18 protein-coding genes and 2 pseudogenes are annotated in these 25,212 nt (G+C 54.1%); 17 read left to right on the top strand and 3 right to left on the bottom strand.

Annotation, left to right across the window (positions count from 1 at the left end):
* Positions 1-294 precede the first annotated feature (294 nt).
* Positions 295-426 (top strand): annotated as a pseudogene (locus EYC87_RS18760) (IS6 family transposase); the annotation flags it as partial.
* Between the two features lie 337 nt (positions 427-763).
* Here EYC87_RS18760 and EYC87_RS18755 read toward each other — a convergent pair.
* Positions 764-2,683 (bottom strand): NAD(P)-binding protein, encoded by a 1,920-nt coding sequence (locus tag EYC87_RS18755; RefSeq protein WP_279254251.1) that lies wholly within the window; start codon positions 2,681-2,683, stop codon positions 764-766.
* A gap of 244 nt (positions 2,684-2,927) precedes the next feature.
* On the opposite strand from EYC87_RS18755, the gene EYC87_RS18750 reads away from it, so the two are divergent.
* The 12 genes from EYC87_RS18750 (at position 2,928) to EYC87_RS18695 (ending at position 18,653) form a co-directional block, all read left to right on the top strand.
* Positions 2,928-3,176, top strand: a complete 249-nt coding sequence (locus EYC87_RS18750; RefSeq protein ID WP_279254250.1) for a hypothetical protein — start codon at positions 2,928-2,930, stop codon at positions 3,174-3,176.
* Positions 3,173-3,898 carry a hypothetical protein gene (locus EYC87_RS18745; RefSeq protein WP_279254249.1) on the top strand — a complete coding sequence of 242 codons (726 nt, stop codon included), beginning with the start codon at positions 3,173-3,175 and terminating at the stop codon, positions 3,896-3,898. The genes EYC87_RS18750 and EYC87_RS18745 overlap by 4 nt, the downstream gene beginning before the upstream one ends.
* A gap of 6 nt (positions 3,899-3,904) precedes the next feature.
* On the top strand, positions 3,905-5,317 hold the full coding sequence (locus EYC87_RS18740; protein ID WP_279254248.1) for a coniferyl aldehyde dehydrogenase: 1,413 nt from the start codon (positions 3,905-3,907) through the stop codon (positions 5,315-5,317).
* Positions 5,318-5,429: 112 nt separating this feature from the next.
* Positions 5,430-7,565 (top strand): TonB-dependent receptor, encoded by a 2,136-nt coding sequence (locus EYC87_RS18735; RefSeq protein WP_279254247.1) that lies wholly within the window; start codon positions 5,430-5,432, stop codon positions 7,563-7,565.
* A gap of 38 nt (positions 7,566-7,603) precedes the next feature.
* Positions 7,604-8,047, top strand: a complete 444-nt coding sequence (locus tag EYC87_RS18730) for a cupin domain-containing protein (RefSeq protein ID WP_279254246.1) — start codon at positions 7,604-7,606, stop codon at positions 8,045-8,047.
* A gap of 6 nt (positions 8,048-8,053) precedes the next feature.
* The gene (locus tag EYC87_RS18725; RefSeq protein ID WP_279254245.1) at positions 8,054-9,931 is read left to right on the top strand and encodes an NAD(P)-binding protein; all 1,878 of its coding nucleotides are present in this window, start codon (positions 8,054-8,056) and stop codon (positions 9,929-9,931) included.
* Positions 9,928-11,184 carry a serine hydrolase domain-containing protein gene (locus EYC87_RS18720; protein WP_279254244.1) on the top strand — a complete coding sequence of 419 codons (1,257 nt, stop codon included), beginning with the start codon at positions 9,928-9,930 and terminating at the stop codon, positions 11,182-11,184. Before EYC87_RS18725 ends, EYC87_RS18720 begins: the two co-directional genes overlap by 4 nt.
* A gap of 76 nt (positions 11,185-11,260) precedes the next feature.
* On the top strand, positions 11,261-11,908 hold the full coding sequence (locus EYC87_RS18715; RefSeq protein ID WP_279254243.1) for a hypothetical protein: 648 nt from the start codon (positions 11,261-11,263) through the stop codon (positions 11,906-11,908).
* Positions 11,905-13,425, top strand: a complete 1,521-nt coding sequence (locus EYC87_RS18710; protein ID WP_279254242.1) for a class I adenylate-forming enzyme family protein — start codon at positions 11,905-11,907, stop codon at positions 13,423-13,425. Before EYC87_RS18715 ends, EYC87_RS18710 begins: the two co-directional genes overlap by 4 nt.
* A gap of 23 nt (positions 13,426-13,448) precedes the next feature.
* Positions 13,449-14,879: an aldehyde dehydrogenase family protein gene (locus EYC87_RS18705; RefSeq protein ID WP_007228842.1), complete on the top strand. Its 1,431-nt coding sequence runs from the start codon at positions 13,449-13,451 to the stop codon at positions 14,877-14,879.
* Positions 14,880-14,992: 113 nt separating this feature from the next.
* The gene (locus EYC87_RS18700) at positions 14,993-16,636 is read left to right on the top strand and encodes an AMP-binding protein (RefSeq protein ID WP_279254241.1); all 1,644 of its coding nucleotides are present in this window, start codon (positions 14,993-14,995) and stop codon (positions 16,634-16,636) included.
* A gap of 16 nt (positions 16,637-16,652) precedes the next feature.
* Positions 16,653-18,653, top strand: coding sequence for an SRPBCC family protein (locus tag EYC87_RS18695; RefSeq protein ID WP_279254240.1), 2,001 nt, complete (start codon positions 16,653-16,655; stop codon positions 18,651-18,653).
* Between the two features lie 30 nt (positions 18,654-18,683).
* Here the strand turns inward: EYC87_RS18695 and EYC87_RS18690 are convergent, their stop codons facing one another.
* Positions 18,684-19,940, bottom strand: coding sequence for an aromatic ring-hydroxylating oxygenase subunit alpha (locus EYC87_RS18690; RefSeq protein ID WP_279254239.1), 1,257 nt, complete (start codon positions 19,938-19,940; stop codon positions 18,684-18,686).
* A gap of 14 nt (positions 19,941-19,954) precedes the next feature.
* Positions 19,955-21,109, bottom strand: a complete 1,155-nt coding sequence (locus tag EYC87_RS18685) for a cytochrome P450 (protein WP_279254238.1) — start codon at positions 21,107-21,109, stop codon at positions 19,955-19,957.
* A 79-nt stretch (positions 21,110-21,188) separates the two neighbouring features.
* On the opposite strand from EYC87_RS18685, the gene EYC87_RS18680 reads away from it, so the two are divergent.
* From EYC87_RS18680 to EYC87_RS18665, 4 genes and pseudogenes are all read left to right on the top strand, one after another.
* Complete coding sequence (locus tag EYC87_RS18680) at positions 21,189-21,851, top strand: TetR/AcrR family transcriptional regulator (protein WP_279254237.1); 663 nt, start codon at positions 21,189-21,191, stop codon at positions 21,849-21,851.
* Positions 21,852-21,983: 132 nt separating this feature from the next.
* Positions 21,984-22,544: a TetR/AcrR family transcriptional regulator gene (locus EYC87_RS18675; protein ID WP_279254236.1), complete on the top strand. Its 561-nt coding sequence runs from the start codon at positions 21,984-21,986 to the stop codon at positions 22,542-22,544.
* Between the two features lie 348 nt (positions 22,545-22,892).
* Positions 22,893-24,557 carry a PAS domain-containing sensor histidine kinase gene (locus EYC87_RS18670; RefSeq protein ID WP_279254235.1) on the top strand — a complete coding sequence of 555 codons (1,665 nt, stop codon included), beginning with the start codon at positions 22,893-22,895 and terminating at the stop codon, positions 24,555-24,557.
* Between the two features lie 307 nt (positions 24,558-24,864).
* Positions 24,865-25,212 (top strand): annotated as a pseudogene (locus tag EYC87_RS18665) (hypothetical protein); the annotation flags it as partial.

Here is a 25,212-nt window from a genome sequence, read left to right as displayed (position 1 = left end):
GTGAAAATAATTTTGATGGCCGGGCAAGCTTCTGAAAATAAGAGAAAAAACCTTTAAGGGATATTTCTCTATTAACATGTCTGTCACAGAGTAGGAGTGCTTGATAATTATATTTCAAAATGAAATTTTTTAAGCATTGCAAATTGCAAATTAAGTCCGCAAAACTCCTGTTATGATACTATCAAGGCAAGTACCTCAAACCGACAGAATCGTCGCATGAATACTTACAAGGGTATCGCCAACTTAACTACCCGAAATTGGTAGACTCTGTTGATGGCTATATAAGCGCCACCGATTTCCACACCTAGGCGGCCCCCAGACATCATCAGCTACGCAGTCTGGCTCTACTATCGATTTAACCTGAATCACCGCGATATTGAAGATCTGCTCGCCGAGAGACGCATCACCGTGTCCAGAAAAGCGATCCGTCACCCACCGACAATCCTTCACCGTTCCCGCCCACAAAGGTGGCAGATGCAGTCTCTAGAACTCATGAATCTATAGGAATTGGCCGGCCTGAGCCTCGGCGGCCCCGCCGATTCGAGCGGCCGACCTGCGGCTTAGGAGTAGGGGAGGAGGCAGGTTGCCAGCAGTAAGGCCATTAAGAATTGGGAGAAAAAACTGGGGTAGGGCACGGCGCCGCACCAACCGAGACTATCCCGAACCTCCACCAGATCGATTTCGCTGCTTCCTATGCGTAAGCCAAAGAATTGTAAGCGCTTCTCCAAACGGAACACCGAACTTCTTCCGAGCTAGTGTCGGCTCATTTACCGGCGGTCTGCTCCTCAATTGCCCGCCAGGCCGCATCAAAGGCGGCATCCATCAGTGCGATGGCTTCGGAGTCGGTATTGGCAATAGAGATACGCCCGAATTGGGCGCGGCCAATTTCGTGGGGTGCCTCGCCTTTTTCCCAGTCGGGGTCGTCCAGGGAGAGGTAGGGATAGGCGTAGCCGTGGGGAATACGGTTGACGGTAATCGCGCGAATATCCCGTTCGTGCTCAAAGCCGTGGCGGCCCAGCATGGATTGCAGCTGATCTCGAATCTGCTGCTCGTAAGCGGCAAAGGGGGTGCTGTAGACACGGTGGCGCCCCATGCGCAGTTGGTCGCGCCCGGAACCCTGTTCCTGTCCCTCGGTCATGGGGGAGTTCATCATGAAGACCACCATCGGGTCATCCGGTCCCCGGGGAGGCTCATAACCGCCGACGCTCATGCCGGGGGCACTGCTCACCCATTGAAACGGATCGTGGGGGCATTGGAACATTTGCGCGCCCAACTTTTCGTAGGCCTGCCCATTTGCCAGTTGCACGTTGGCATACACGAAGGGGGTTTTTACACCGTAGCGAAGGCCTTCTTTCTGGGCCTTCGGCATTTCCGAGCAAAGGTGCGGTATCAGCGCGTTGTAGCAGGCCATGACACAGTGGTCAGCTGTAACGCGCAATGCCTGGCCCTTTTGCACGTAGTCGACCTCTACGTGCTTCCCACCGATCTCTCGCACACCCACCACGGTGCTGTTTAAGCGAATGCGGGTGGCCTGGTTTGCGCGATCCAGTGCATCGTAGTTAAATCGCGCGATGGCAACGTCCTTTGGACCCTGCATGTCTGGCGCTACCGCAGGAACGAGTTTCTGCACGATAAGGCGCGCGACTGAGGCATTACCATCGGGAAACATTTTGACATTCAGCAGGCTGCCCAGGAATGCACCGGCAATGGATGCAGATGTCCGACCCAGCCAGCCCAGAGACTTGATGCCTGGACCACCCTGGGTGATACCTTCCAGCACACTGAGATTCCAACCGGACATGCCCGTGAGGTGGACCAGCATGGCATTCATTACCGGCAGAGATGTTTCGTCGAGCTTGACACGATCGAGCAGGAACCGGTTGTAGCTGACCGTGTTGATGTACTCCCACGTTTCGGTGAGTGACAAGTCGTCGGTAAAGTCACGCTTGCCGCCGAAGAAGTCGATGAACTTGTCCTGTTCGTTGCTTGTGATAGGCAGTTTGCGTATATAGTCCTCGTAACCTTCGCCGCCGTACATTATGGCTAACCAGTTACCGGCCAGTGTCGCATGGCCGTCGGGGCCCGGGAGCGAGACGCCGTTGGGTGCATTCATATCGCCTGCCAGAAACTGGTCAGGAGGTGTATTCACGGCCATGCTGGCAACAAATTCATCGTCGATACCGATGTCCTTCATCAGGTTGGAGGCTGCGTTGCTGTAGCCGCTGGGACTTTCCAGGTTCTGGGCACCGCCCAGACTCAACATCATCCTGCCGTTCTGGTGAAACTCGTTGCGTTTGGCGTGGCCACCAAAATCGTCGTGATTGTCGAGAATCAGAATCCTGGCCTTGGGTCCCATTTTCTGTTGGTAATACCTGGCAGCGGCCAGGCCGCTCATGCCTGCGCCGACTACTATCAGGTCATAGTGTTCGTCCAGGGTTTCGTATTGGGACGGCTTTTCTCCGCGCCAGGCCAGTGCATGAGCGACTTCGAAAGACCCATCGTGGCTGCCTCGCATACCGGTCAGGGTAGGAGGGTAGTAGCTGGTGGATAATGACTCACTGAGCATGGTTGGTCCTGACTGGGCTGCTCGGGCCCCGGTGCCGCTATAACCCTGTAATAGCAAGCCTCCTGCGCCAGTCGCAATACCATTCAAAAAATCCCGACGAGTTACTGGTCTAACCATCTGTGACCCTAAATACTTTACATGTCATATGACATGTTCTAGCATGTCGATTGACATGTCAAATTGAGAAAAGCGATTTTATGACGGACGAACGCAAGCAAGAGACCTTGCAAACGGGAATTGAAGCTACTGCTGACGAGGGTTATTCGAGCCCGAGGGTGCGTTCTCTGGCGCGGGCCAGCGGCACGAAGTTGGGTGCGCTTCAATATCAACCCGTACCTGGGAAGAGTTACTCCGTTGCATCGTGGGCTATATCGATAAGCACATCCGCGAAGCGTTCGAAGCGCAAGCCCTCCAGCTCGGCTCTGCGAGTGTTACTGAAATTATGGAGTTTATGCTCAGAGATACGGTTGTCACTGAAGATGCTTTGTTCGGAGACAAGCTGTGGCCAAAACTGGGGGCTATTGGAGCAGGTAGAGCCGCTGGTTTCCGATTTGAGGTTCGCAAGACGATGCTGAAATTTGTAGAAATAAAATATGGAGAAAACTCTTGAACAATAGCATTTCGCTCGACTATCAAATCAACCGCTTTGGTTTTTGGTGCGTCATCTTCGTACTTGCGACGGCAGTCGTATCATTGCTCTTGCCTCTGGATGCACCGGAGGGATACAACGCAGAGCACGCTGACCGCATTGCCTGGCTGAATGCCAATAGAGGAGCCTTTATCGCGGGGTGGTTGAACCAGATTGTCGCAATGCTCACGCTGTCAGGTGTCTTCTTTGCTATGGCCTGGCAGATTCGAGTCGAAAATGCGCTGCGGGCAATGCTTGCAGGTATGGTCGTGCTGATGTCCGTTGTCGCGTTCATTATTCCCAAGTTTATGGCGGTGTGGACAATTCCCTTGTTGGCTGAAACAGCGGCCAGTGGTGCGGTGGGTGCCCAGATGTCTGACACTCTGCTGCTACTTCTCAACGTGTCGATCCCCTTTTCGCTCTATACATCTTTCGATTTTCTGGGTTTTTGGCTTTATGGGATATTTGCGCTGTTGGTGATGGCTCCTCTTTATGGGAAATCGAAAAGTGCAAAGATTTCGGCGGTCACACTGGGCCTCTTCGGTCTCATTTACCAGTGCTTGTTCATCCTGCTGCTCGCGGGCGGTATCGAGCCGGCCGCAATCAACAATTACTTCTTGAGCCCTTCTATTCTGCTGGTGATTTCAGTCATCGCTATTGCTTTCAATTTCAAAGCTGCAATGAAAAATCAGGTGGAAGGCTAGCCGGTTATGAGTACTACACCCATGCGCACCCTACTCGATATCCAGCGTCAGGCATTCCTGGTCGATGGCTTCCCGTCGGCGAAAATACGGATCGACCGGATCGACCGCGTGAAGGACATTCACGTTCGCTACAAGCAACAGATTGTCGAGGCGCTGGAAGCGGATTTTGGTGCCCGGCCCCCTGGCCAAACCCTGGCAACGGACGTCGCCACCATCGTCATGGAGGTGAATGAGACCCGTCGCAAGATTCGGCAGTGGATGAAGCCCGAGCGCCGCAAAACGCCTCTCATGATGCGCATGATCGGGGGCAGAGCGGAACTACAGTTTCAGCCGCTGGGGGTGGTCGGCAATATTTCGCCCTGGAACTTTCCGTTCCAGCTGGCGTTTGCTCCCGCTATCGGCGCCTTCGCCGCGGGTAACCGAGTCATGCTGAAGCCCTCGGAACTGACCCCGCTAACATCGGCACTGATGGAAGAGATCGTTGCCAGCGCTTTTGACCCTGCTGAGATGGTGGTGGTGAACGGCGGTGTGGATGTCGCACAGGAATTCAGCCAGTTACCTTTCGATCACCTGGTATTCACCGGTGGGCCGGAAGTTGCTAAACATGTTATGCGCGCTGCTGCCGATAATCTGGTTCCGGTAACACTGGAACTGGGCGGTAAATGCCCGGTCGTGGTGGGTAAGTCTGCAGATATCAAAACTGTCGCCGACCGGGTAATGGGCACCAAGACCGTCAACAGTGGCCAGTTGTGCCTTACGCCGGACTACATATTTCTCCCGGAAGGCAAAGTGGAAACCTTTATCGAGGAAGCGCATTCGGTGTTGTCCCGGTGTTATGAATCCCTGCTGGACAATCCCGACTATACGTCGGTCATCAATGAGCGACATTGGCAGCGGCTCAAGGGGTATATCGATGACCTGGAGGCGCGCAAGGTGCGCATCGAGGTGTTCAATCCTGCCAGTGAATCCTTCGATGACCCCGGGAAACACAAGCTGCCCTTTGTGATGCCCGTCGAGCCAGATGAAGACTCCCTGATCATGCAGGATGAAATATTCGGCCCCATGCTATCGATCAAGACTTACCAGTCACTCGACAAGGTTATTGAGTTTATCAACAACAAGCCGCGGCCACTGGCGCTCTACTATTTCGGCAAGGACAAGCGTGAGATAGAAGCGCTGTGCCAGCGCACTACATCCGGCGGTGTCACCATCAATGACTGTGTCCAGCACGCAGCATGCTCCGACCTGCCCCTGGCGGGCGTTGGCAACAGCGGCATGGGCGCCTATCACGGGCACCACGGGTTCCTGCAGTTCAGTCACAGTAAGGCGGTGTATCGGCAGGGGCTTTTTAGCATGAGCAGCCTAATCCGGCCGCCTTATGGTGAGCGCAAGATGAAAATGATCGATTACATGACATGAAACCAATTGGACGCGCGTTACTCGCGCTATTTTTTAGTAAAGAACAGGGTAAACCAATTCAAAAGGGCCTGGCCCGAAAATTTCACACTACAGACTCCTTCAGGGGGAAAGCATGAAAATATCTAATAAGTACTTGCTCACTATCGCCGTCAGCGCCGCAGTCGCGCCGGGCGCGTCTTTTGCGCAGCTGGAGGAGGTATTGGTTACAGCGCAAAAGCGTTCGCAAAACCTCCAGGATGTGCCCATCGCCATCAGCGCTGTCAGTCAGGAAATGCTCATTAAGACGGGTGTCAACACCTTGAGTCAGGTGATACCTATGGTTCCCGGTGTTACCGGGTCGGACTACGGTCTTGCCACCAATACATGGGCTATACGGGGCATCAGTAGTAACGATTGGACCGTTGGTTCTGAACCGTCTGTGGGCGTGTTTTTTGATGATGCCTATGTCGGCCGCAATGCCTTCGCAACTGGCGTGTTCTTCGATATTAATCGGGTTGAAGTAGTGAAGGGCCCCCAGGGAACGTTATTCGGCCGCAATGGTCTTGCCGGCGCTATTAGTATGGTGAGCAATAAGCCCTCTGACAAAAATGAGTTTAGTCTTGGGATAGCCTATGGCGATGAGGGGCAGCAGCGTTATGAGCTTATCGGTAACCTGGCAGTCAGTGACACCTTCGCGGTGCGTCTCGCTTATCAACATGATGAGTGGGAGGGCATGTGGGAGGAGGTCAATAGTGGCGATGACGCTTACCAGGAGAGCGACACCGTGCGCCTGACAGCGCGCTGGAGCCCAAGTGATGATTTTGAAGCGATATTGAGGGCCAATTACAGTGAGGCAGAGACCAACTACACCAGTGCAATGAACATTCCTCTCAGCACGATCGCGCCCGGTGACAAGTTTCCTGACAAATACGCCGTTAATGACCCTAATTATGAAGATGCCGAGGACTACGGGTTTGGGTTGCGCCTGACCTGGAATTTCGGTGACACCATGGAGCTAGTCTCTATTACGGACGTGCGCACGGGTGAGAACGATTACTTGGAGGACGCTGATGGCACTGATAACGATGCTGCGGTCGATGCTATCTACGGCCCCGTCACGGGTGGTATTACCATCCCCTATAGTGGAACTGGCGAGATCGACACTACCTACCAAGAATTTAGGCTGAGCGGTGGCGCAGAGGCTTTGACGTGGTTTGCTGGTGTCAGCTACTACAACGAAGATTCGGCGGCGCCCGATTATTTGGTCGATCTGATTGATACGGCTTTTGGGCTCGGCTCGATAGCCAGAACCCTCATCAAGAACGAAGGAGACAATGATTCTTATGGCGTCTACGGGGATGCTACTTGGTATGTGACTGAAAAATTTGCCCTAACCGGCGGTGTCCGCTGGAGTTACGACGAAAAGGATTGGTGTACAAACACGCTTGAGGACAATCTGGGCGAGGCAGGTGGTCCCACTGATGGAGAACTGTGCACCGAGGAGGATTGGGATGAAGTCACTTCTCGCCTGGTTGGTCAGTACAATATCAGTGATGATGTGATGGTGTTTGCCAGTCTGTCTGAAGGATACAAGGGCGGTGGCTTCAATAATTCGGCGGCCGACACCAATGGCGATTTTATAGGCGACACTATATTGCCCTTCGATCCGGAAACCAGTGTAGCCTTTGAGGTTGGCATCAAGTCGATGTTGATGGATGGCAAGCTACAGTTGAATGCCTCGGCTTTTTATACCGAGTTTGAAGATTTGCAGATTCAAACCACGAACATAGAAACCGGTTTGCAGACCTCTAATGGTGGCGATGCCGAAACCAACGGGCTGGAGGTCGAGCTAAACTTTTCTCCGGTTGAAAACTTGGTTCTGATGGCAAACTACGCTTATCTGGATGCCGAGTTTACTGATGGAGAGCTGGATGGCTACGAGCTTGCCTACGCACCGGAGAGCACATTTTCAGTGGGGGCAAACTTCGATCATCAGTTTTTGGGCGGAACGCTAAACTGGTTTGCGGTCTACAACTACACGGATGACTTTTATCACGACGCTGGCAATGGGAGCGAGGAAGACGCCTATGGTCTCCTCAACGCCAGGGTTGGCTATACCCCGACAGACGGCAATTGGGAGCTTGCCCTTGCCGGGGACAATCTTACCGATGAAGAATACGGCGCATATCGTGGGGACCTCGGTCTGGGCGAGGTAATTCACTGGGGCTATAAGCGCATGGTCAGGGCTGAATTCAACATTTACTTCTGATCGGCCGCGCTTGTGAACGATGCTAAAAGGATATTGCTATGAAAAAACTATTGTTTCTTGTTTGTCTATTGGGGAGTGTCCTCGCTATGTCTGCTAAGGCCGAAGTCAGTATATTGGGGCTCAACGCGGATCAGCTGCGGGAGATGGAACTGGAGTCGATACCGCCCTGGCCTGACGAATTGGTTCTTAGTGGAACCAATAAGCACTGGCAGAAGATCCTGCATCTGGGGGAATTTGTGGTGGTGTTGTACGAGTCGGAAGCTGCGGTCATTGATGTCAGTTATCCGTTCCCTTACGACGAGTATGTGCTGGTACTGGAGGGGGAGGTGATTCTTACCTCAACCTCTGGAGAGCGACAGCGTTACAGTGTCGGTGAGAGTTTCGTGGTACCTAAGGGCTGGATGGGTACCTGGGACATGCCGGTCAAGTATCGCGAGAAAATCGTTGTGGAGAGAAAAGCTTGGGACGAGTCAGATGGTTAAACTACTGTGAAAGCCAATATTACCCGGCGAGATTTTCTTAATGGCGTGGCTCTCGGAGCGGCAGCAGCAACGGCTGCCGCACCCTTTTCTGCACTGGCCATGAGTTCGATCGAAGCTACTTCCGCAAGTTACTACCCGCCGTTGCTTAACGGAATGCGCGGCAGCCACGAAGGCTCATTCGAAGTTGCCCATGCGCTGGCCTGGCGCGGAGAGAAGCCCTCTCAATATAAGACGCTGGATGAGCACTACGACCTTGTGGTGGTGGGAGCAGGTATTAGCGGCCTGGCGGCAGCTTATCTGTACAGAAAGCAGAAGGGGCCTGATGCGAAAATCCTGATCCTTGATAATCATGACGACTTTGGTGGTCACGCTAAACGCAATGAATTTCAGGTAGATGGGAAGATGCTGCTGGCCTTCGGTGGCAGTGTCAACCTCGAGCAGGCGGCCATGAGCCCAGCGGCCTACCAGCTGCTGGAAGAGATTGGAGTTGAATTTGAAGCACTTCAGGATGCCGTTGCACCCGACTACCTGCTAGCCAATGCTGTTGCGGATTTCGGCTATTACCTCGACGAAAACGTCTACGGCGACAGTCGCATTGTGGTGGGTCCTTGGGGGCTTGCCCTCACGGGCGAAGGCGACTACCGCTCGCTGATCGCCGCGCTGGAATTGCCTGCCAGAGACGAGGAACTACTCATAAGCCTGGTGGAGGGTGATAAGGATTACCTTGCCGATGTGCCGCTTGAAGAGAAGGAGGTCTACCTGCGAAACCACAGCTACGCCGATTTTCTGTACAAGAAGGTAGGGATGTCTCGTCTGGGCGGCAAACTTTCTGAGCCTTGGGCGCAGGCTATGTTCGGCGTGGGTATTGAAAGTGTGTCAGTGGCAGAGGGGTTTTACCTGGGTTGCCCTGGTATTCAGGCGGTGGGTTTGCCCGACGATTACACCCAGGCGAATGAAGACGTAGATCCGGAGACATACAGGAGTCCTCTTTTCCCTGACGGCAATGCCTCGGTGGCGCGACTCTTTGTCAGGAAGCTCATCCCTGAGACCGCGCCGGGTAATACAATGCAGGACCTGGTAACGGCGCGCTTCGACTACTCGCAGCTGGATCGCAAAGCAGCAAATGTCCGGGTGCGGCTCAACAGTACCGTGGTCAATGTTGCCAACCGCGGTAGCGAGGCTGTAGACGTCAGTTATGTTAGCGGCGGTGAGGCCTTACAGGTACGTGGCAAGCACTGCATATTGGCCGGTTACAATGGCATGATCCCCCATCTTTGCCCGGAACTGCCCGAGGCGCAGAAACAGCACCTGGCCTACGGTGTCAAAGTGCCGTTTATCTGGGCCAACGTGGTGTTGAAGTCTGGTGCCGCGGTGAAGAAGGGAGGGGCGTCTGTCTACCAGTGCCCCGGAAGCTTCTTCCCATTGGTGGCCCATGCGCCCCCGGTGAGCCTAGGTGGTTACCGATCCTCAGAGAGGCCGAATGACCCGATGGTGATATTCATGGGGCATATGCCTGCGCCGGAAGGGGATGGCACGCAGTCTGGGCGGGATCTTTGTCGCCTGGGCAGACACAAACTGTATAGCACGCCTTTTGCAGACTACGAAAATGAAATTCGCAAGCAGCTCACAGGCATGTTCGGCCAGTACGGATTTGATCCGGACCGGGACATCGGTGCTATTACTATCAATCGTTGGTCCCACGGTTACGCGTATGAGTACATGGAGCTGTTTGATCCCAAGTGGAAAGAGGGTGAAGCGCCCCACGAGCTAGGACGTCAGCCCATTGGCAATATCAGCATCGCCAATTCCGATTCTGAGGCCCATGCCTACGTGCAAGCGGCTATCGATGCGGCGGTGCGGGCAGTGGGGGAGGTAGTGGGGTGAAACGCAGCAATATTTACAAGATGCTTAGTATGCTGGCTATCTTGGTGACGGGGTTCCTCAGTCAATCGAATTCGATAGCACAGAACAGTAACCGGCCGGAAAGCCTGACACTGGAATCCTTCCAGTTCGGACCCGTCAATCGATGGTCCTTCAGCCATATGCGGGAAATACTTCCCACGGTGAACATCCCGCGGGATCCCGACCGATTCCACCCGCTAGAGAAAAGCGATGACTTCGTTGCTGATTTTTCTGTTGCCTTCCAGGGACGCAAACAATCGATCGATGATATTGCCGCGCATCAGTACACAGATGGCCTGCTGATTCTCAAAGACGGTGAAATTCTTTTCGAGAAGTATTATGGCCACCTCAGGCAAGACCGCCCGCACCTGATGAATTCGGTGTCCAAGTCTATTGTTGCGCTGGTAGCCGGAAAGCTGGCCGCACAGGGTGTCGTCGATCTCGACAAGCCGGTGTCCCATTATGTGCCCGCGCTTGCCAAGAGCGGCTATGGCCCCGATTCGCTGCAAAGCCTACTCGATATGCGTGACGGTTCCGACTACAGCGAAGACTACCCGGACTTCACGACGACCTTTCGCATCCAGGACTGCGCCATTGGTTGGACTGATGCCGACTACTGCCCAGAGGATGGGCCAGTTGGTCTCTATGAATTTCTGCCAACCATCGGGCGCGACAACTCAAAGTTCGGAAAATTCAGCTATCGATCTGGCTCTACCAACGTTGTCGGCTGGGTGCTCGAAGCAGCGACAAAGCAACCACTGGCAGAACTGATTTCAGAGCATGTCTGGCAACCCATGGGCGCCGAGTTCGATGCCAACATCACTGTGGACGAGGGCGGTGCTGTTCTGGCCGATCATGGTATGAGTGCCACCTTGCGTGATCTTGGCCGTGTGGGATTGTTGGTGCTGAACGACGGTAAGGCATTGGGCAATGCCGTAATTCCGAGTGCATTTATCCAGGACATTTTAGGCCAGAAAGGTGACGTTAGCTGGCCTTACCCTTTGCTCGACGGATACGAAGAGCCTTACTACCGTTCCTTCTGGTGGGGCGAAGGGAACCCTGGCGGCGACGTGAGTGGCTATGGCATACACGGTCAGTTCGTTCGCGTGGTGCCTGAGGCCGGTCTCGTCATCGCTATGTTTTCGACCTGGCCACGGGCAGATGGCAACGATGAGACCCACGGCTGGGGGGCGACGGCCCAACTAATGGACGCATTGATCGCCAGGTTTCGGTGATTCGGAGAGGGCGTATTCATGTTGACTAAACTATTGATCGTAGACATGTCACACACCCGGTGCGAGGGGTAGCGTGGTGAACCTGCTCCAGTATCGATTGCTGAACGGCTGGCCGCTGTTTTTCTTGATAGCAGCCGTGACCTTTGCCGCTATGGTTACAGCTTATTTGTTGATAGGGGTCGACACCCCGGAACCGGCGGTCAATATAATTCGCCTGTCAGTGCAACTCGCCTCGCCCTGGGTTTTTCTTGCTTTTGTTGCCAGGCCCATGACGCAATTGTTCCCTGGTAACTTGTCGAAATGGCTTTTGCGAAATCGCCGTTACTTCGGTTTATCTTTTGCTGCTGGCTTTGGCTGGCAGGCGGTGTTTATCGGTGTGCTACTTGCCCTGCATAACGCCTATTACTGGAAAGAAATGCACAATGACATTGACTTGCTGCTGCGAATGGCAAGCTATGTCTTTCTCGTCGCCTTAACCATTACCTCGTTCTACCCTGTGCGTCGAAAAATGCGTCCGGAGCATTGGCGCTGGATGCACCTCGTCGGCATCTGGTACTTCTGGGCGGCGATCTGGACGAGCTACGCCCCGATGGCGATGAGCAGTAATGCCAAGACCATTGATGTTGTTTACACGGTCGTCGGCCTTGCCGCACTTTTTCTGCGTGTTGCAGCTTACCTAAGAGCACGCAGTCACAATCTATCAGAGGCAAACGCACTATCATGATAAATTCCATCGGACAAATCCCGGCTGAAGCAGCGAGGCGCTATGGAGATCGGACCGCGCTGATCGTTTCCGATCGAGAGTTGACCTTTAACGAACTCGAGGCACTGACCAACCGCTGCGCTAATGCACTGGTCGCTCTCGGCGTGCAGCCCGGCGACCGGGTTACCTTATATTCCGGGAACTGCTGGGAGTGGATAGTCAGCTACTACGGTGCCCTTAAAGCCGGTGCGGTGATAAATCCCATCAATGTGATGCTGACACCGGGCGAAGTCGAGTTCGTGGCAAATGATTGCGGCGCCAGTATTGTTATCGCCTCATATGAGAAGGCACTTTCTATTGCGGGTGTAAAAGAGAAATCCGGGGTGAGGGAGTTGATTGCCTTTGGTGATGAGGCAATGCCAGAGGGAATGTTGTCCTTCAACGAAATTTTGGCCGCCAGTGACGTGGCGTTTGAGGTGGCGGATATCGATCCCGATAGTCTGTCCACAATCGGCTATACCTCTGGAACCACAGGCCACCCCAAGGGTGCGTGCCTGTCCCACCGTAACATACTGCTCAATGTCGCCATGACGGCCCTGATGCATCAGCGCAGTGATCGGGATACCGTTGTGACTGCGCTCCCTTGCCCGCATGTATATGGCAACGTGATTATGAGTTGTGCCATCCAAAACGGCTCGACCCTGGTGCTGCATCCCGCCTTCGAGGAGGCGACCATTCTACAGAGCATACAGGATCACAAAGCCACCAGGTTCGAAGGTGTGCCGACAATGTATATGTTTTTACTCAATCACCCGCAGTTGGTTGATTACGATTTGTCGAGCCTGTGCTGCTGTACTGTGGGCGGACAGACAATGCCTAAGCCAAAGATGGAGGAGGTGGAAGCACGCTTTGGTTGCCCTCTCATTGAGGTCTGGGGCATGACCGAGCTGGGCGGTCTGGGTACTACCTTCGCTGCCAATGGTCCAATCAAGAAAGGCTCTATCGGAGTTCCCATTCCCTACGTTCAAGCGCGAATAGCTGATACAGAGGATGCGGGAAAAACGCTTCCCCCGGGAGAAGTAGGCGAGTTGATGATCAAGGGCGGTATTGTCATGCAGGGCTATTACGGTAATGAGCAGGCCACTCGTGAATCGATAGAGCCTGATGGTTGGTTACATACGGGTGATGTTGCCTCTATGGATGAAGACGGCTGTATATTCATCGTTGATCGCAAGAAGGACATGATTCTCACTGCCGGCTTCAACGTTTATCCCGCTGAGATTGAACGCGTCGCAGCCGGCCATCCCGATGTGGCCCTGGTGGCTGTGGGCAGTATCCCGGATGAAGCTAAGGGCGAACTGGCCAAGGCCTATATTGTGCCCAAGACAGGCGCAACCCCGGACGCGGATGACATTATTGCTTACTGCCGCGAACACCTGGCCGCCTACAAGGTGCCCCGTGCCGTACAGTTTGTTGACGACCTACCCAAAACCAGTACCGGCAAAGTGATGCGTCGCGAGCTGAAAACCCTGGATTAAAACACGAGATTAGCGAGGCTGACATGAAAGTAGATAGTGATTTTGTAATGAGCATCAACGGTGAGTCGGTGACCACCGAGCACACGCTGCCTGTTTATAACCCGGCTACCCGGTCTGTCTTTGCCCAGGTGCCGGATGCTTCCAAAGCCCAGTTGGATGCCACGGTTGCCGCAGCTCGGCAGGCCTTTGCGGGCTGGAGTCAAACGCCGGTCGACGAGAGGCAGGCTGCGCTGGAGCGCTTTGCTGACCTACTTGAAGAACATGCGGAAGAGTTCAGGGCACTGCTTACGGCGGAGCAGGGCAAATCCGCGGCTGGTACCGAGTGGGAAGTCTATGGATCCGTCACCTGGTTGCGGGCTGTTGCGACCCAGAGGCTGCCCGACGAGAAGGTGGAGGAGACTGATGAGCGTAGGGTCGTTACGCGCTATACACCTGTAGGCGTGGTTGGTGCCATCGTGCCCTGGAATTTCCCGATTTTGCTCGCCATCTGGAAGATTGCGCCGGCAATGATGGCAGGCTGTACGGTCGTGCTCAAGCCCTCGCCTTATACGCCACTGTGTGACCTCAAAATGATCGAGCTGGCGCAACAGGCCTTTCCCCCCGGAGTATTGAATGCCGTGAGTGGTGGCGATGACCTCGGCAAGTGGATCACCAGCCACCCGGATATCAGCAAGGTGGCATTCACTGGTTCTACCGAGACAGGTCGGCATGTGATGCGCTCGGCGGCGGACACCATCAAGCGCGTAACTCTGGAGCTAGGCGGTAACGATCCGGCGATCGTACTCCCGGATGTTGATGCCAAGACCGTTGCCCCTCAGTTGTTTTGGGCCGCTTTTCAGAACAATGCCCAATTCTGCAATGCCACCAAACGCCTTTACATCCACGAGGATGTCTATGACGAGGTGCGTGACGCATTGGTGGAGTTCATTACATCAAACGTCAAGGTGGGCGATGGCACTGAGGCGGATACTGACCTAGGTCCGATCCAGAATTCGATGCAGTACGGCAAGGTCCAGGACTATTTCGCCGACTGTCACAGCAACGGCTATCAATTTGCTATTGGTGGCGATATCGACGAAAACGCGGCGGGTTGGTTTGTACCGGTCACCCTCATCGACAACCCCCCGGAGGACTCCCGCATCGTTCGCGAGGAACCCTTCGGTCCGATCCTGCCACTTCTCAAGTGGTCAGATGAAGCCGACGTGATTGCCCGTGCCAACGATACTATCTATGGCCTGGGCGCTTCGGTATGGGGTAAGGACCTGGAAGCGGTAGAGCGCATTGGCAGCCAGTTGGAAGCCGGTACCGTATGGCTCAACGAGGTCCATCAGTACTCGCCATTCCAGGCGTTTGGTGGTCATAAACAATCTGGCCTCGGCTGTGAGAACTCCTTGCATGGGCTAATGGAATACACCAACTGGCAGACCATCACGATGAAAAAGAGCCCTGGTTAATCGGGCACGATATGAAGTTCTCTGCGGAGCCCTGTTGAAATTTCGCCAGGGCATTTGCCCCAGTCATGGACATTCCTCGTAACATTTCTGTTCAGACGCTCCAGGTAAGGAAAATGGCGATAAATTTTGGTGGCATGTTCGACAATGTCGACAGGGTGGTTGACCCTGACTTTACCCTGGTTTACGAAGAGGGTCTCGATGGTCTCTTGAGATCGCTGACTGTCAGCCAGTTCAAGCAGCAGACCAATAATATGGCTCGTTCACTGTTGACTATGGGGTGCGAGCCCGGTGACAAAGTTGCCATTTATATGCGCAACCGGCTGGAGTATCTGGTGGCTACCGTGGCCCTCGCTAAGGCCAGGCTGGTACACGTCAATGTGAACTATCGCTATAAAGCGGGCGAGTTGGCCTATCTCCTCGATAACAGCGACTCCCGGTGCGTGATATTCGAATCGGAGTTTGCTGACACTCTCAGCGCCATCCGGGCACAATTAAGTAGCGCCGCCTATTTTGTCGAGGTAACAGACGATAACTTGGAACAAAGTTGGTCTCATTCCTTCGACGAGTCAGTTCAATCCGGGAGTGGTGAGCCGCTTGATATCGAGCGCAGCAGTAGTGACCAGTTCTTCATGTACACCGGTGGCACAACGGGAATGCCAAAAGGGGTGATGTGGGAGCAGGGTGTGCTATGGAATATGATCGGGCCGAATCCGCTGACACCGTTCTCGCCCGCACCGCAAACCCTCACAGAGCTGAATGTGCCGCCGCAGGGAGGGAAGAACAAGACACTGACCTTGCTGCCCTTTATGCATGGCTCCGGTGTGTGGTCCTCGCTGGCCTCTATAGGCTATGGGGACCCGGTGGTTGTGATGCGAAGCAAGCGTTTTGACCCGGCGCTCACACTGGCAACGATAGACAAGTACGGCATTGCCAATGCCACCATCGCCGGTGATGCTTTTGCTAAACCTTTGGTCGATGAGTTGGAGGCCAACCCCGGTAAATACGAGTTGGCTACCCTGAAGGGGCTTCGATCATCCGCCATGTTGTTCAGTAGTCGGAACAAGGCCCTGTTCCTCAAGCATTGTCCCGGCCTTACAGTCATTGATATTGTCGGTTCCTCGGAGTCTTCGGCATCTGCAGCATCTATCGCAACCCGAGAGAGCGATTTATCCCAGTCTAGAGGCTTGCCTATGCACCTCACTCCAGCAGCGACTGTGTTTGATGAAAACTGGAATACAGTCGAAGCCAAAGCGGGCAATACAGGATTTCTTGCTGTATCTGGTGCTATTCCTATCGGGTATTACAAAGATGAGGAAAAGACTGCCCAGACCATGACCGTCGTAGACGGCGTGCGCTATTCCCGGCCGGGAGACTGGGTAGAGTTTCAGGAAGACGGCTCGGTTATTTTTCTGGGCCGGGGCAACGTATCGATAAACACTGGTGGTGAAAAGGTCCTTCCGGAAGAGATAGAGGTCACGCTGCGCTCTCACCCTGATGTGGCGGACTGCCTGATCATCGGTGTGCCCGATGACCGCTTCGGGCAGGCGATTACTGCGGTGATCCGGTTGGGGTCAAATGCAGGGCAGGATGAGGAAGTGTTCAAAGCGCATGTGCGCCAGGAACTTGCAGATTACAAAGTACCGAAGCATGTGCTGTTCGTCCCTGAAATATTCCGTTCTGCCGCAGGAAAGGCAGACTACAAGATGACCACGGACTATGCCGTCAGGATTCTTGAAGAAGCAGGAAAGGGCGGCTGAATACAGGAGATACACCTTGATCGACAAACATCGCCAGCCAGTCATCATCGGTATTGGAGAACTCTGTGAGCGGGTGCCGAAAAATGTGACGACCGCGTCTTCCCCACTGGACCTCATGGAACAGGCATCGCTTGCGGCCTGCAGAGACAGCGGCATTCCGGACAAGGTGATCGAAGCGTTGGACGTGTTGGCAGTGGTGCGGACTTTTGCTGACTCCACGCCCATGTACCCCAACCCGTTTGGGCGTGTGAATAATTACCCCCGGGCTGTCGCTCGCCGCATCGGCGCCCAGCCCCGTGCAGCCATATATACTCACGCCGGGGGAAATACCCCACAGGCGCTAGTCACGGAATTTTCGGAGCGAATTGCCGCGGGCGACAACAGCTTGGTACTGCTGGTCGGGGGAGAGGCGATTGGAACCACCAAGTCCGCGGTAAAAGCGGACGTTAAACTGCAGTGGGGGGACGATACGGGTGGGCAAATAGAAGACAGGGGGCTGGGCCTGGACAGTATTATCGACCGGCAGCAGATTGATAATGGCCTGGCCACAGCACCGCTGATGTATGGCTTATTGGAGAATGCCCGGCGAAGTGCACAGGGCAACAGCCGGGAGGAATATGCCGATGAAATGGGAAAGCTGTTCCAGGCCTTTACTGAGGTTGCAGCCCAGCATCCCGTGGCTGCTTTCCCCAAAGCTTACAGTGTCGCGGAGTTAATTGAGGTCAGTGATACTAACCCGCCGATTTCCGCCCCTTACACCAGACACCTGGTGGCCAAAGATGGCGTAAACCAGGCAGCGGCGGTGGTATTGACCAGTGTCGCGCGAGCCCTGGAATTGGGTGTTCCCCGGGGCAAAATGGTTTTCCCGGTAACGGGCAGCAATGTGCATGACCGATACCTGGTGCAGCGTCCGAATCTGGCTTCATCTGAGGCGATGATGATTGCCTACCGGGCTGTTCTCGAGTCTTCAGGCGTGGCGCCGGAAGAGATATCCCTGCTGGAACTGTATAGCTGCTTCCCCATAGCAGTGTTCAATGCCTGCGAAGCCCTGGGAATTGACCCACTCGGTGGAAGGGCACTGACCCTGACGGGGGGATTACCCTTCTTTGGCGGGGCGGGTAATAACTACTCGATGCACTCTATCGTGAATGTGGCTTCACAGTTGCGAGAAAGACGAACTGGTTACGGGCTCGTAGGAGCCAATGGCGGGGTTCTTTCCAAGCATGCGGTGGGAATGTATTCAGCAGAACCCCCTGAGAACGGGTGGTCATCCTGTGATCACAAGTCCCTGCAGGCACTGTTCAATAGCGAGCCCTACCTGGAGGTAGACCAACACGCGTGGGGCCCGGCGGTGATAGAAACCTATTCCATAGATTATAAAAGAGGCATTCCAAAAAAAGCCTATATTGTTGCGAGAACCATAGAGGGCAAGCGTTTTATTGCCCATTCGGATCCGGGCGATGCTGAGACACCCCAGAGAATGCATGCCGATGACCCGATCGGAAAAACCGTCTATGTAACCAGCGCGGGCCTCGGTACCCGGTTCAGCTATAGTCACTCTTCAGCAGCGTCATTGGTACCAAAGAGGGTGTTGGAACAAGAGAACAGCCTGGCCTGTGATGGCGATGCAGCCTGGCAGGTGCTGGCGGATTTCGGCAATTTCCTGGCATGGGCGACCGGGGGCGCAGGCACCGCGCGCCTGGAGGGCGACGGCGTTGGCATGACCCGCCACTTGGATATCCCTGAACTTGGACTTGTTTCTGAGCGTCTGGACCGGCTCGATCATGCCAGTCGGACCTTGGCTTACTCCATGGTGTCTGAAACCATGGCGGGTATGGCTCGCTATTCGGCCACCGTGCAGGTGATAACTGAGGGAGCGGGGCGTTGCGCCTTGCGATGGCGCGGAGATTTTGAGCCGCTACCCGGGATTGAGAGCGAGGAGGTCGAGAACTCCCTGGCTGGATCCTACACCCTGATGTCTCATGGCCTGGAGGCATTTGTAAATGCTCAGGCATGAGCAGTTTTTGCAGGAAGCGTTAACCGGTTTCTAGCCGAGCTGTGCGATACGCGGATCATTTGGGTAAATCCACTCATCACCGATAACCTGCTGAACGCACAGTTCATCGGGGATATTGTCGATGCCGATCATACGGTCTGCCGCCTGATTCCAGTGGTAGATGCGCGCCTCCTGATAGCTCAGCGGTACCCCTTCGAAACCGCGTGACTCCATCGAGTGCTGGATTTTCTCTCCGAACTGGGTGTCTTCAATCAGCACCTGGCACAGTTCCTTGCCGTCATTGACAGTCCACAGGTCCGGCTTCATTCCCTCCTGCCACTGGGGCGCCATGGTCCAGGTTTCCATGCGGCACTTGTTGATGCCGTTGGGCCAGAACAGGATGGGTGGAATGGCGAACTGGCTCAATGGCGACACCCAGTTGGGAAACAGGCCATAGGACTGGGTGCAAGTGCGGGCAATTTCCCCTGCGGTTTCTATCTGGGCGACATCTGGTGAGACTTCGACGGCGTCCATGTTGGACTTTCCCTGCGGCACAGGGGCGATCATGCGACCATGGCCGTTGGCGTAAAGCGTATTTACGTTGCGCCGATCATCGAGAATGGGTGCGACCGTATCGGGATGAATGCTGCGTACGTGGTAGACCTCGGTATTTGCCTCCATGGCGATCTTCCAGTTGCAGTCGAGATCAAATATAGCCCGGGACGCTAGGCGGCATTGACAGAATTGGAATTCCTCCCACTCATCGGCGATGGGCCCCAGCCATTCCAGCAGGGTCGGGGCGTGGGTGTCGAAGTTGACGAACACCAGATTGCCAAAACGTTCACAGCGCACTGCCTTCAACCCCCGGCAGGACATGTCGAAGTCGCGGAAATCTTGTGGATCGCGCATGCCGCGCAGTTCACCCTCGTGGTCGTAACTCCAGCCGTGGTATTTGCACGTCAGGCGGCGGGACTTGCCGCGCTGCTCAGTGACAACCGGAGCGCCGCGGTGGCTGCAGGTGTTGTAGAAGGCATTCACGACACCACTTGCAGCATGCACGATGACCACGGGTTGCCCGGCGTTCTCCCACAGCATGAAGCAACCGGGCTCTGGTATTTCGTCGATATGTGCCGCCAGCAGCCAGGACTTGCGCCACACGTGATCCTGCTCCAGTTGGTGGAAGCGCGGATCCACGTAGCGTCCCGCCGGGATGTCGGGCAGGGCCGGAAAGCCCTTGGGAGGTTCTGTGCGCGCCGCCTCGAACTCCATCAGCTTGCGCAGGGTCTGGATGTATTCTGGGGTCATCATGCGTGTTCTCCTAATCAGGCGGGTTCCAAATCCAGCCACAGGTGGTGAAAGCCCCGTAACATGGTCGAATGGGTGCGCTCGTTGTTGGCGTCGTGTGTGTGGCTGATTGAGCGGTAGCGCTTCAGTAGCTCTTCCATCGCATAGCGTGCTTCCAAGCGGGCCAGCGGGGCACCGATGCAGAAATGAATGCCATGCCCAAAGGTGTGGTGGTCACCGCGACCCCGGTTCAGGCTAAACTGGTCTGCATCCTCATAATGCCTAGGGTCCCGGTTCGCTGAGCCCATGAAGGCGTACACCGCTTCCCCTGCCTTGACCGTCTGGCCGTGGAATTCTACGTCGCGGGTGGCCTTGCGGTTGACCCAATGTACCGGTGCATCGAAGCGCAGGGTTTCCTCGATGGCGGCCTCTATCTTGTCCGGGTTGTCACGCAGTTCGGACCATGTGTGTGGCTGATCTGCCAGGTGGTTCAGCAGGTTGGACAGCAGGTTGGTGGTCGTTTCGTTGCCCGCAATCAATAGCAGCATGCAAAAGCCAACAATATCCTGGTCCGCCAGGGTCTGGTCGTCGACCTGGGCGCATACTACCTTGCTGATCAGGTCCTCGCCGCGATTTTCGCGACGCTGGGGAATCAGCGATTGGAAATAGCCGGCCATCTCCATGATGTGCGGCATGCGCTCGGCCAGGTCGGTTGCCTCACTGGTGCCTGTGAGGGCGTCAGACCAGCGTTTGAAGTCATCCTTGCGCTCCGGTGGAATACCCATCATCCGCGCGATTACCGATACCGGCAGCGGTGAAGTGAATTCAGCGGAGATGTCCACCGAGGTTTTGCCACGCATTTCGTCCAGCAGTTCGGCAGTCAGCTCTGCGACCTCGACTTCCATTTTTTTCAGCGTGCGGCTGGTAAAGGCTTTGTTGACGACGGCCCGCAACTGGGTATGTCGCGGTGGGTCATCGGTCAACAGTGGTAATCGCATAGCCTGAGTTTCGCCTTCACCCATGGATTGCGAGGAAAAGGTCTTCGAGTCCTTCAGAATTGTCCGCACGTCGTCGTAGCGACTCAGTATCCAACCTTTGAGTTCCCCGTCGGACCACCAGATCGGTTGCTCATCACGCCACCGTTGGTAGTTGGGGTAGGGGTTGGAGATCAGTGTCGCGTCGTTATTGTTCATAACCGTGCCTCGTATGGGGTTGGTGAAAATTATAACGTGTTATAATATATGTCAATACGGAATTTTCGGGGAGTAACGAGTGGGCGCGAAAACAGCTCAGGTGCGCAGGACGAATTACTCATCGCCGCGCCAGCAAGAGCGGCAACAGCGCATTCTCACGGTGGTGCGAGAGCAGATTACTGCGGCGGGCTATGACGGCATCAACGTCAGGGATGTGGCGGTTGCCAGTGGTGTTGCTCTCAAGACCCTTTACAACCTTTACGGCAGCAAGGATGAACTAATGCTGGCGGCAGTGGCTGAGCTACTGAGCGACGTGCAGCAACTGGAGCATGTCGCCGGCGCAGAGCCGGGAATACCCAGGTACCTTGCACACACCGAGGCTGTCGCCAGGCAAATTGTTGCCACGCCAGCGTACGCCGACACCGTGGCGCGATCCCTGTTCCAGGCAGGGCGAGACCACCGCTTGGTAGATGTGCTGCTGGGAAACAGCGTGCGCCTGCTAAAGGAAAACCTGCAACAGGCCCTGACGCAGGGCGAGCTGATTGAAAATCTGGACATGGAAGCAACCGCCCGGATATTGGCGGGCCACCAATGGAGCGTGGTTTTGCTGTGGAATAAAGGGTTGATTGCGCTGGATGCAGTTCCAGGTGCCATACTGCGCAGTAGTCTGCTGTCGCTCATTCCCCTTTGCCGTGGCGAGCGGCGTGCACAGTTGGAGCAACAATTGGGATGTTTGGGGTGAGAGTAAAAACTCATCATACCCATCCCCCGGCTTTTAGGAGGAGTCTGGTCGTCATTGTTGGTTCCAAGTGCTTTACATGACCTGTGACAAACTCTAGCATCCCCTACGACATGTCAATTGAGAGTCTAAAAAATGCAGGGCGAACGTAAGCGGGAGATTCTGCAGATCGCCATCGAAATTATCGCGGACGAAGGCTATAGCAGTCTGACGATGCGATCACTAGCAAGAGCAAGCGGCATGAAACTTGGCGCTCTTCAATATCATTTTCGAACCTGGGAAGCTCTGTTGCGGGCTCTGGTGGGTTTGATCGAGCAGCAGATCAAGAATCAGTGGGCACATAGAGGGCTGGACGATGGCTCGACTGTCTATGATATTGCGGTCTTTATGTTGGAAGATACTTCCGCGCCGGGTGACACATTGCTTAATGACAGACTCTGGCCGCAGTTGTGGGCGATGGAGCAGGTTGAGCCGCTGGTTTCTGATTTGCTCGAAGAAGTCTATGCCGAGTACCTGAAGCTCCTTATTACTGCCATGGAAAAGGTCGGCACCGATTCGCCTCAGGGTGAAGCTCTATGCCTTATGTCGATGTTGGAGGGGGAGTCACTCTTCACCGGTGAGGGAAGGCGTTGGGAAAAAGACCGAGGCCTGGTCCGTGACACGATTCTCAAATTTATTGAGAAGCGGTACGGATAACGTAGTTGGATACTGACAAGTTAACTTATTTTTCCTCGAAAAGAGGAGTTTCAGGATTCATTGCACCCAATATATGAACCTAACGTGGGAGCTGGCGACTCGATGGCCAGCGCCAAGGGCCGAATGCTGCCGGCTCAGCCCATGACCTTAAGTTAACTTGTCCGTACCTATACAAAGATTCAATCCAATTCGTTTAAAAATATTTAAATATTAGTTCTCGAAACTACCAGTATTCAACTTTGTAGTAGGCTAAGAAGCGGTATGAGTCCTAAGTTATCGGCATTCTCAACGGGTGTTGGTTACTGAACATTAGGGGAAGATACGTTTCTGCCGAGGTTGTTAAAAGATATGTCCTCAAAAGAACAAGAGCAAAAGAGCCAGCAGGGCGACACCGTAGCCAACGACGTAGCCTCGGCAAACCAACACATTAAGTTTTTAGAGTCTGAACTCCAGCAAACGCGACGAAAACTCAACGCATCAGATCAAGCCGTCAAAGCGCTGACTGACGAGCTTTACGTGTTGAAAAAAGTGATGGAGGTCACTAGGTTGGGGTATGCCATATGGGATGAAAACCTAGACCGGGACGTGTTTGTGTCGGACGAGTTAGCACGTATTCATGGGTTGACCGCAGCGAAATATCGAAAGCAAGTCACCAGTATGGAAGCCTACCTTGATCTTGTACACCCCGAAGACTTAGCTAGCTATATACAATATGAAGATGATTTCGCCGCTGATGAGAAAGCTCAGCAGAAGTTTTTAGACTACCGAATCATTACGGCAAGTGGCGCAGTGCGTCATCTACGACAGACCAGTCAGCATATCCCGGTTGCGACCGGTAAGCCACACGAAGTAGCAGTGGCCATCCAGGATCTTTCTGAGATGAAAAACGCTGAGCACGCACTATTGGAAAGCCGAAGAGAAGTAGCATGGAGGGAATTGGCTCTAAGCTTGAGCGCGCGACTCGCTAATTTGGGCTATGGTAAGTGGGACTATGAAAGTAACCGGCTCATCTCCGTTTCAGACGAATGGTCTGCAATGTTCGGTTACACGTCGGCGGAGTATCTCCAGAAGTTTCCCGATTATGAATCAGAGGCCGATGCACTGGTGCACCCGGCGGATCGGCAGCGTTACCTTGATTACTGTAGATCGGAAGAATCGGAAGATGCACTTGAAGTTGAATACCGTTGCTTCCATCGGGATGGTTCTATTCGGCATGTTGTCCAACGCTACTACGACTTAGTTCAAGAAGATGGTGACAAAGCGCTTATTGCAATTCAGGACATCACAGACAGGAAGAACCGCGATAGTCAGATCCTTCAGTCTGCAAAGCTTATTACCTTGGGTGAGATGTCGACTGGCGTGGCACACGAACTCAACCAACCGCTGCAAGTCATACATCTTGCGGCGGAGAATATATTACGTAAAATTGCGTCCGAGCAAGGCGAACTATCAGACTTTGTTGCAGATAAAATCGAGCGAATTAAGGCGCAGGCCCGACGAGCGGCGGACATAATCGACCACATGCGCATGTTTGGTAGAGAGGCTATCGAAGATTTTTATGAATTTGATGCGAGGGAAGCGCCACTCGGTGCCCTGTCGTTGATAGGGGAGCAAATCAAACTATCTGGAGTCGTAATTGATACAGAGATTAGTAACGAGCCACTCATTGTCAACGGGCACCAGATACGATTAGAGCAGGTATTTCTAAATCTCTTATCGAATGCACTCCAGTCGGTTAATGAACAGGGCAAGAAAAAACGGATAACCGTCAAGGCATATAGAGACACAAACGACTCAGTAACCTTGATCGTTGAGGACTCAGGCGCTGGCATCCCCGAGGAGTCACTCGCAAGAATTTTCGAGCCTTTTTACACCACTAAAAAGATGTCGGAAGGTACAGGGCTTGGTCTCTCAGTGAGCTATGGGATCGTACGCGATATGGGCGGGGAGATTGTAGCGAAAAATACAGCTGAGGGTGCCCAGCTTAAAATTGTATTCCCACCTAAGATTTGATCAAAGCGACTTAATCGTCTCAACGATACCCGAGGTTAATTAGCTGACATTAATACAATTCAATTTACTTTAGATGAGTAACTAGGTCGCACACACCCCACAAAGGCGGCAGGTGCAGTCTCGATCACTTCATAAGTATAGGAAGTATAAAGGCCCTGTTGAGAGCGGACACCCTCGCCCATTCTGTTGACTGGGGCTGCTGATCTGGAGAAGTTCGCGCTGATTGATCCTAAAACCCTGTTCACTGTGTTTGGCATGCCATTCATATCCGCTCATTACTGAACGAGAGTCCGCAGCAGTGCGTGCCATGCGTTTTTCAGTAGCGTTTTTACTGATTTGGGGTTGTGGATTCGCTTCCTGCGAAAAGAGACAGGCTGGCAGGGGGCGCCCTGGTTGGCGCTACCAGGAGGGGCGGGGCAGGGGCTTCCTGTTCCTTGCTCTCAAGATGAGCCAGAATTCTATCGATGATGTCCTGGTCTTTGATGCAACGGCTCGGCGCTCCGACGATAACTCTGACAGAACCACCGCAGCAAAAGACACGACGCTGATGGGTGTTTTATGGCCATTGGGTTCATTGATAACACTCGTTAGTAGCCTGGACCGCAATAGGTGGTTGTCTGCAGTCCGCTGTTTGTACTACATTAATATCGAAAGT

It is taken from the genome of Candidatus Seongchinamella marina, from assembly GCF_026262685.1.
In the GTDB taxonomy this organism is placed as follows: Bacteria; Pseudomonadota; Gammaproteobacteria; order Pseudomonadales; family Halieaceae; genus Halioglobus; species Halioglobus marinus.
Note: the sequence above shows the minus strand (reverse complement) of the source record. Positions and strands in the feature narration are given on the sequence as shown.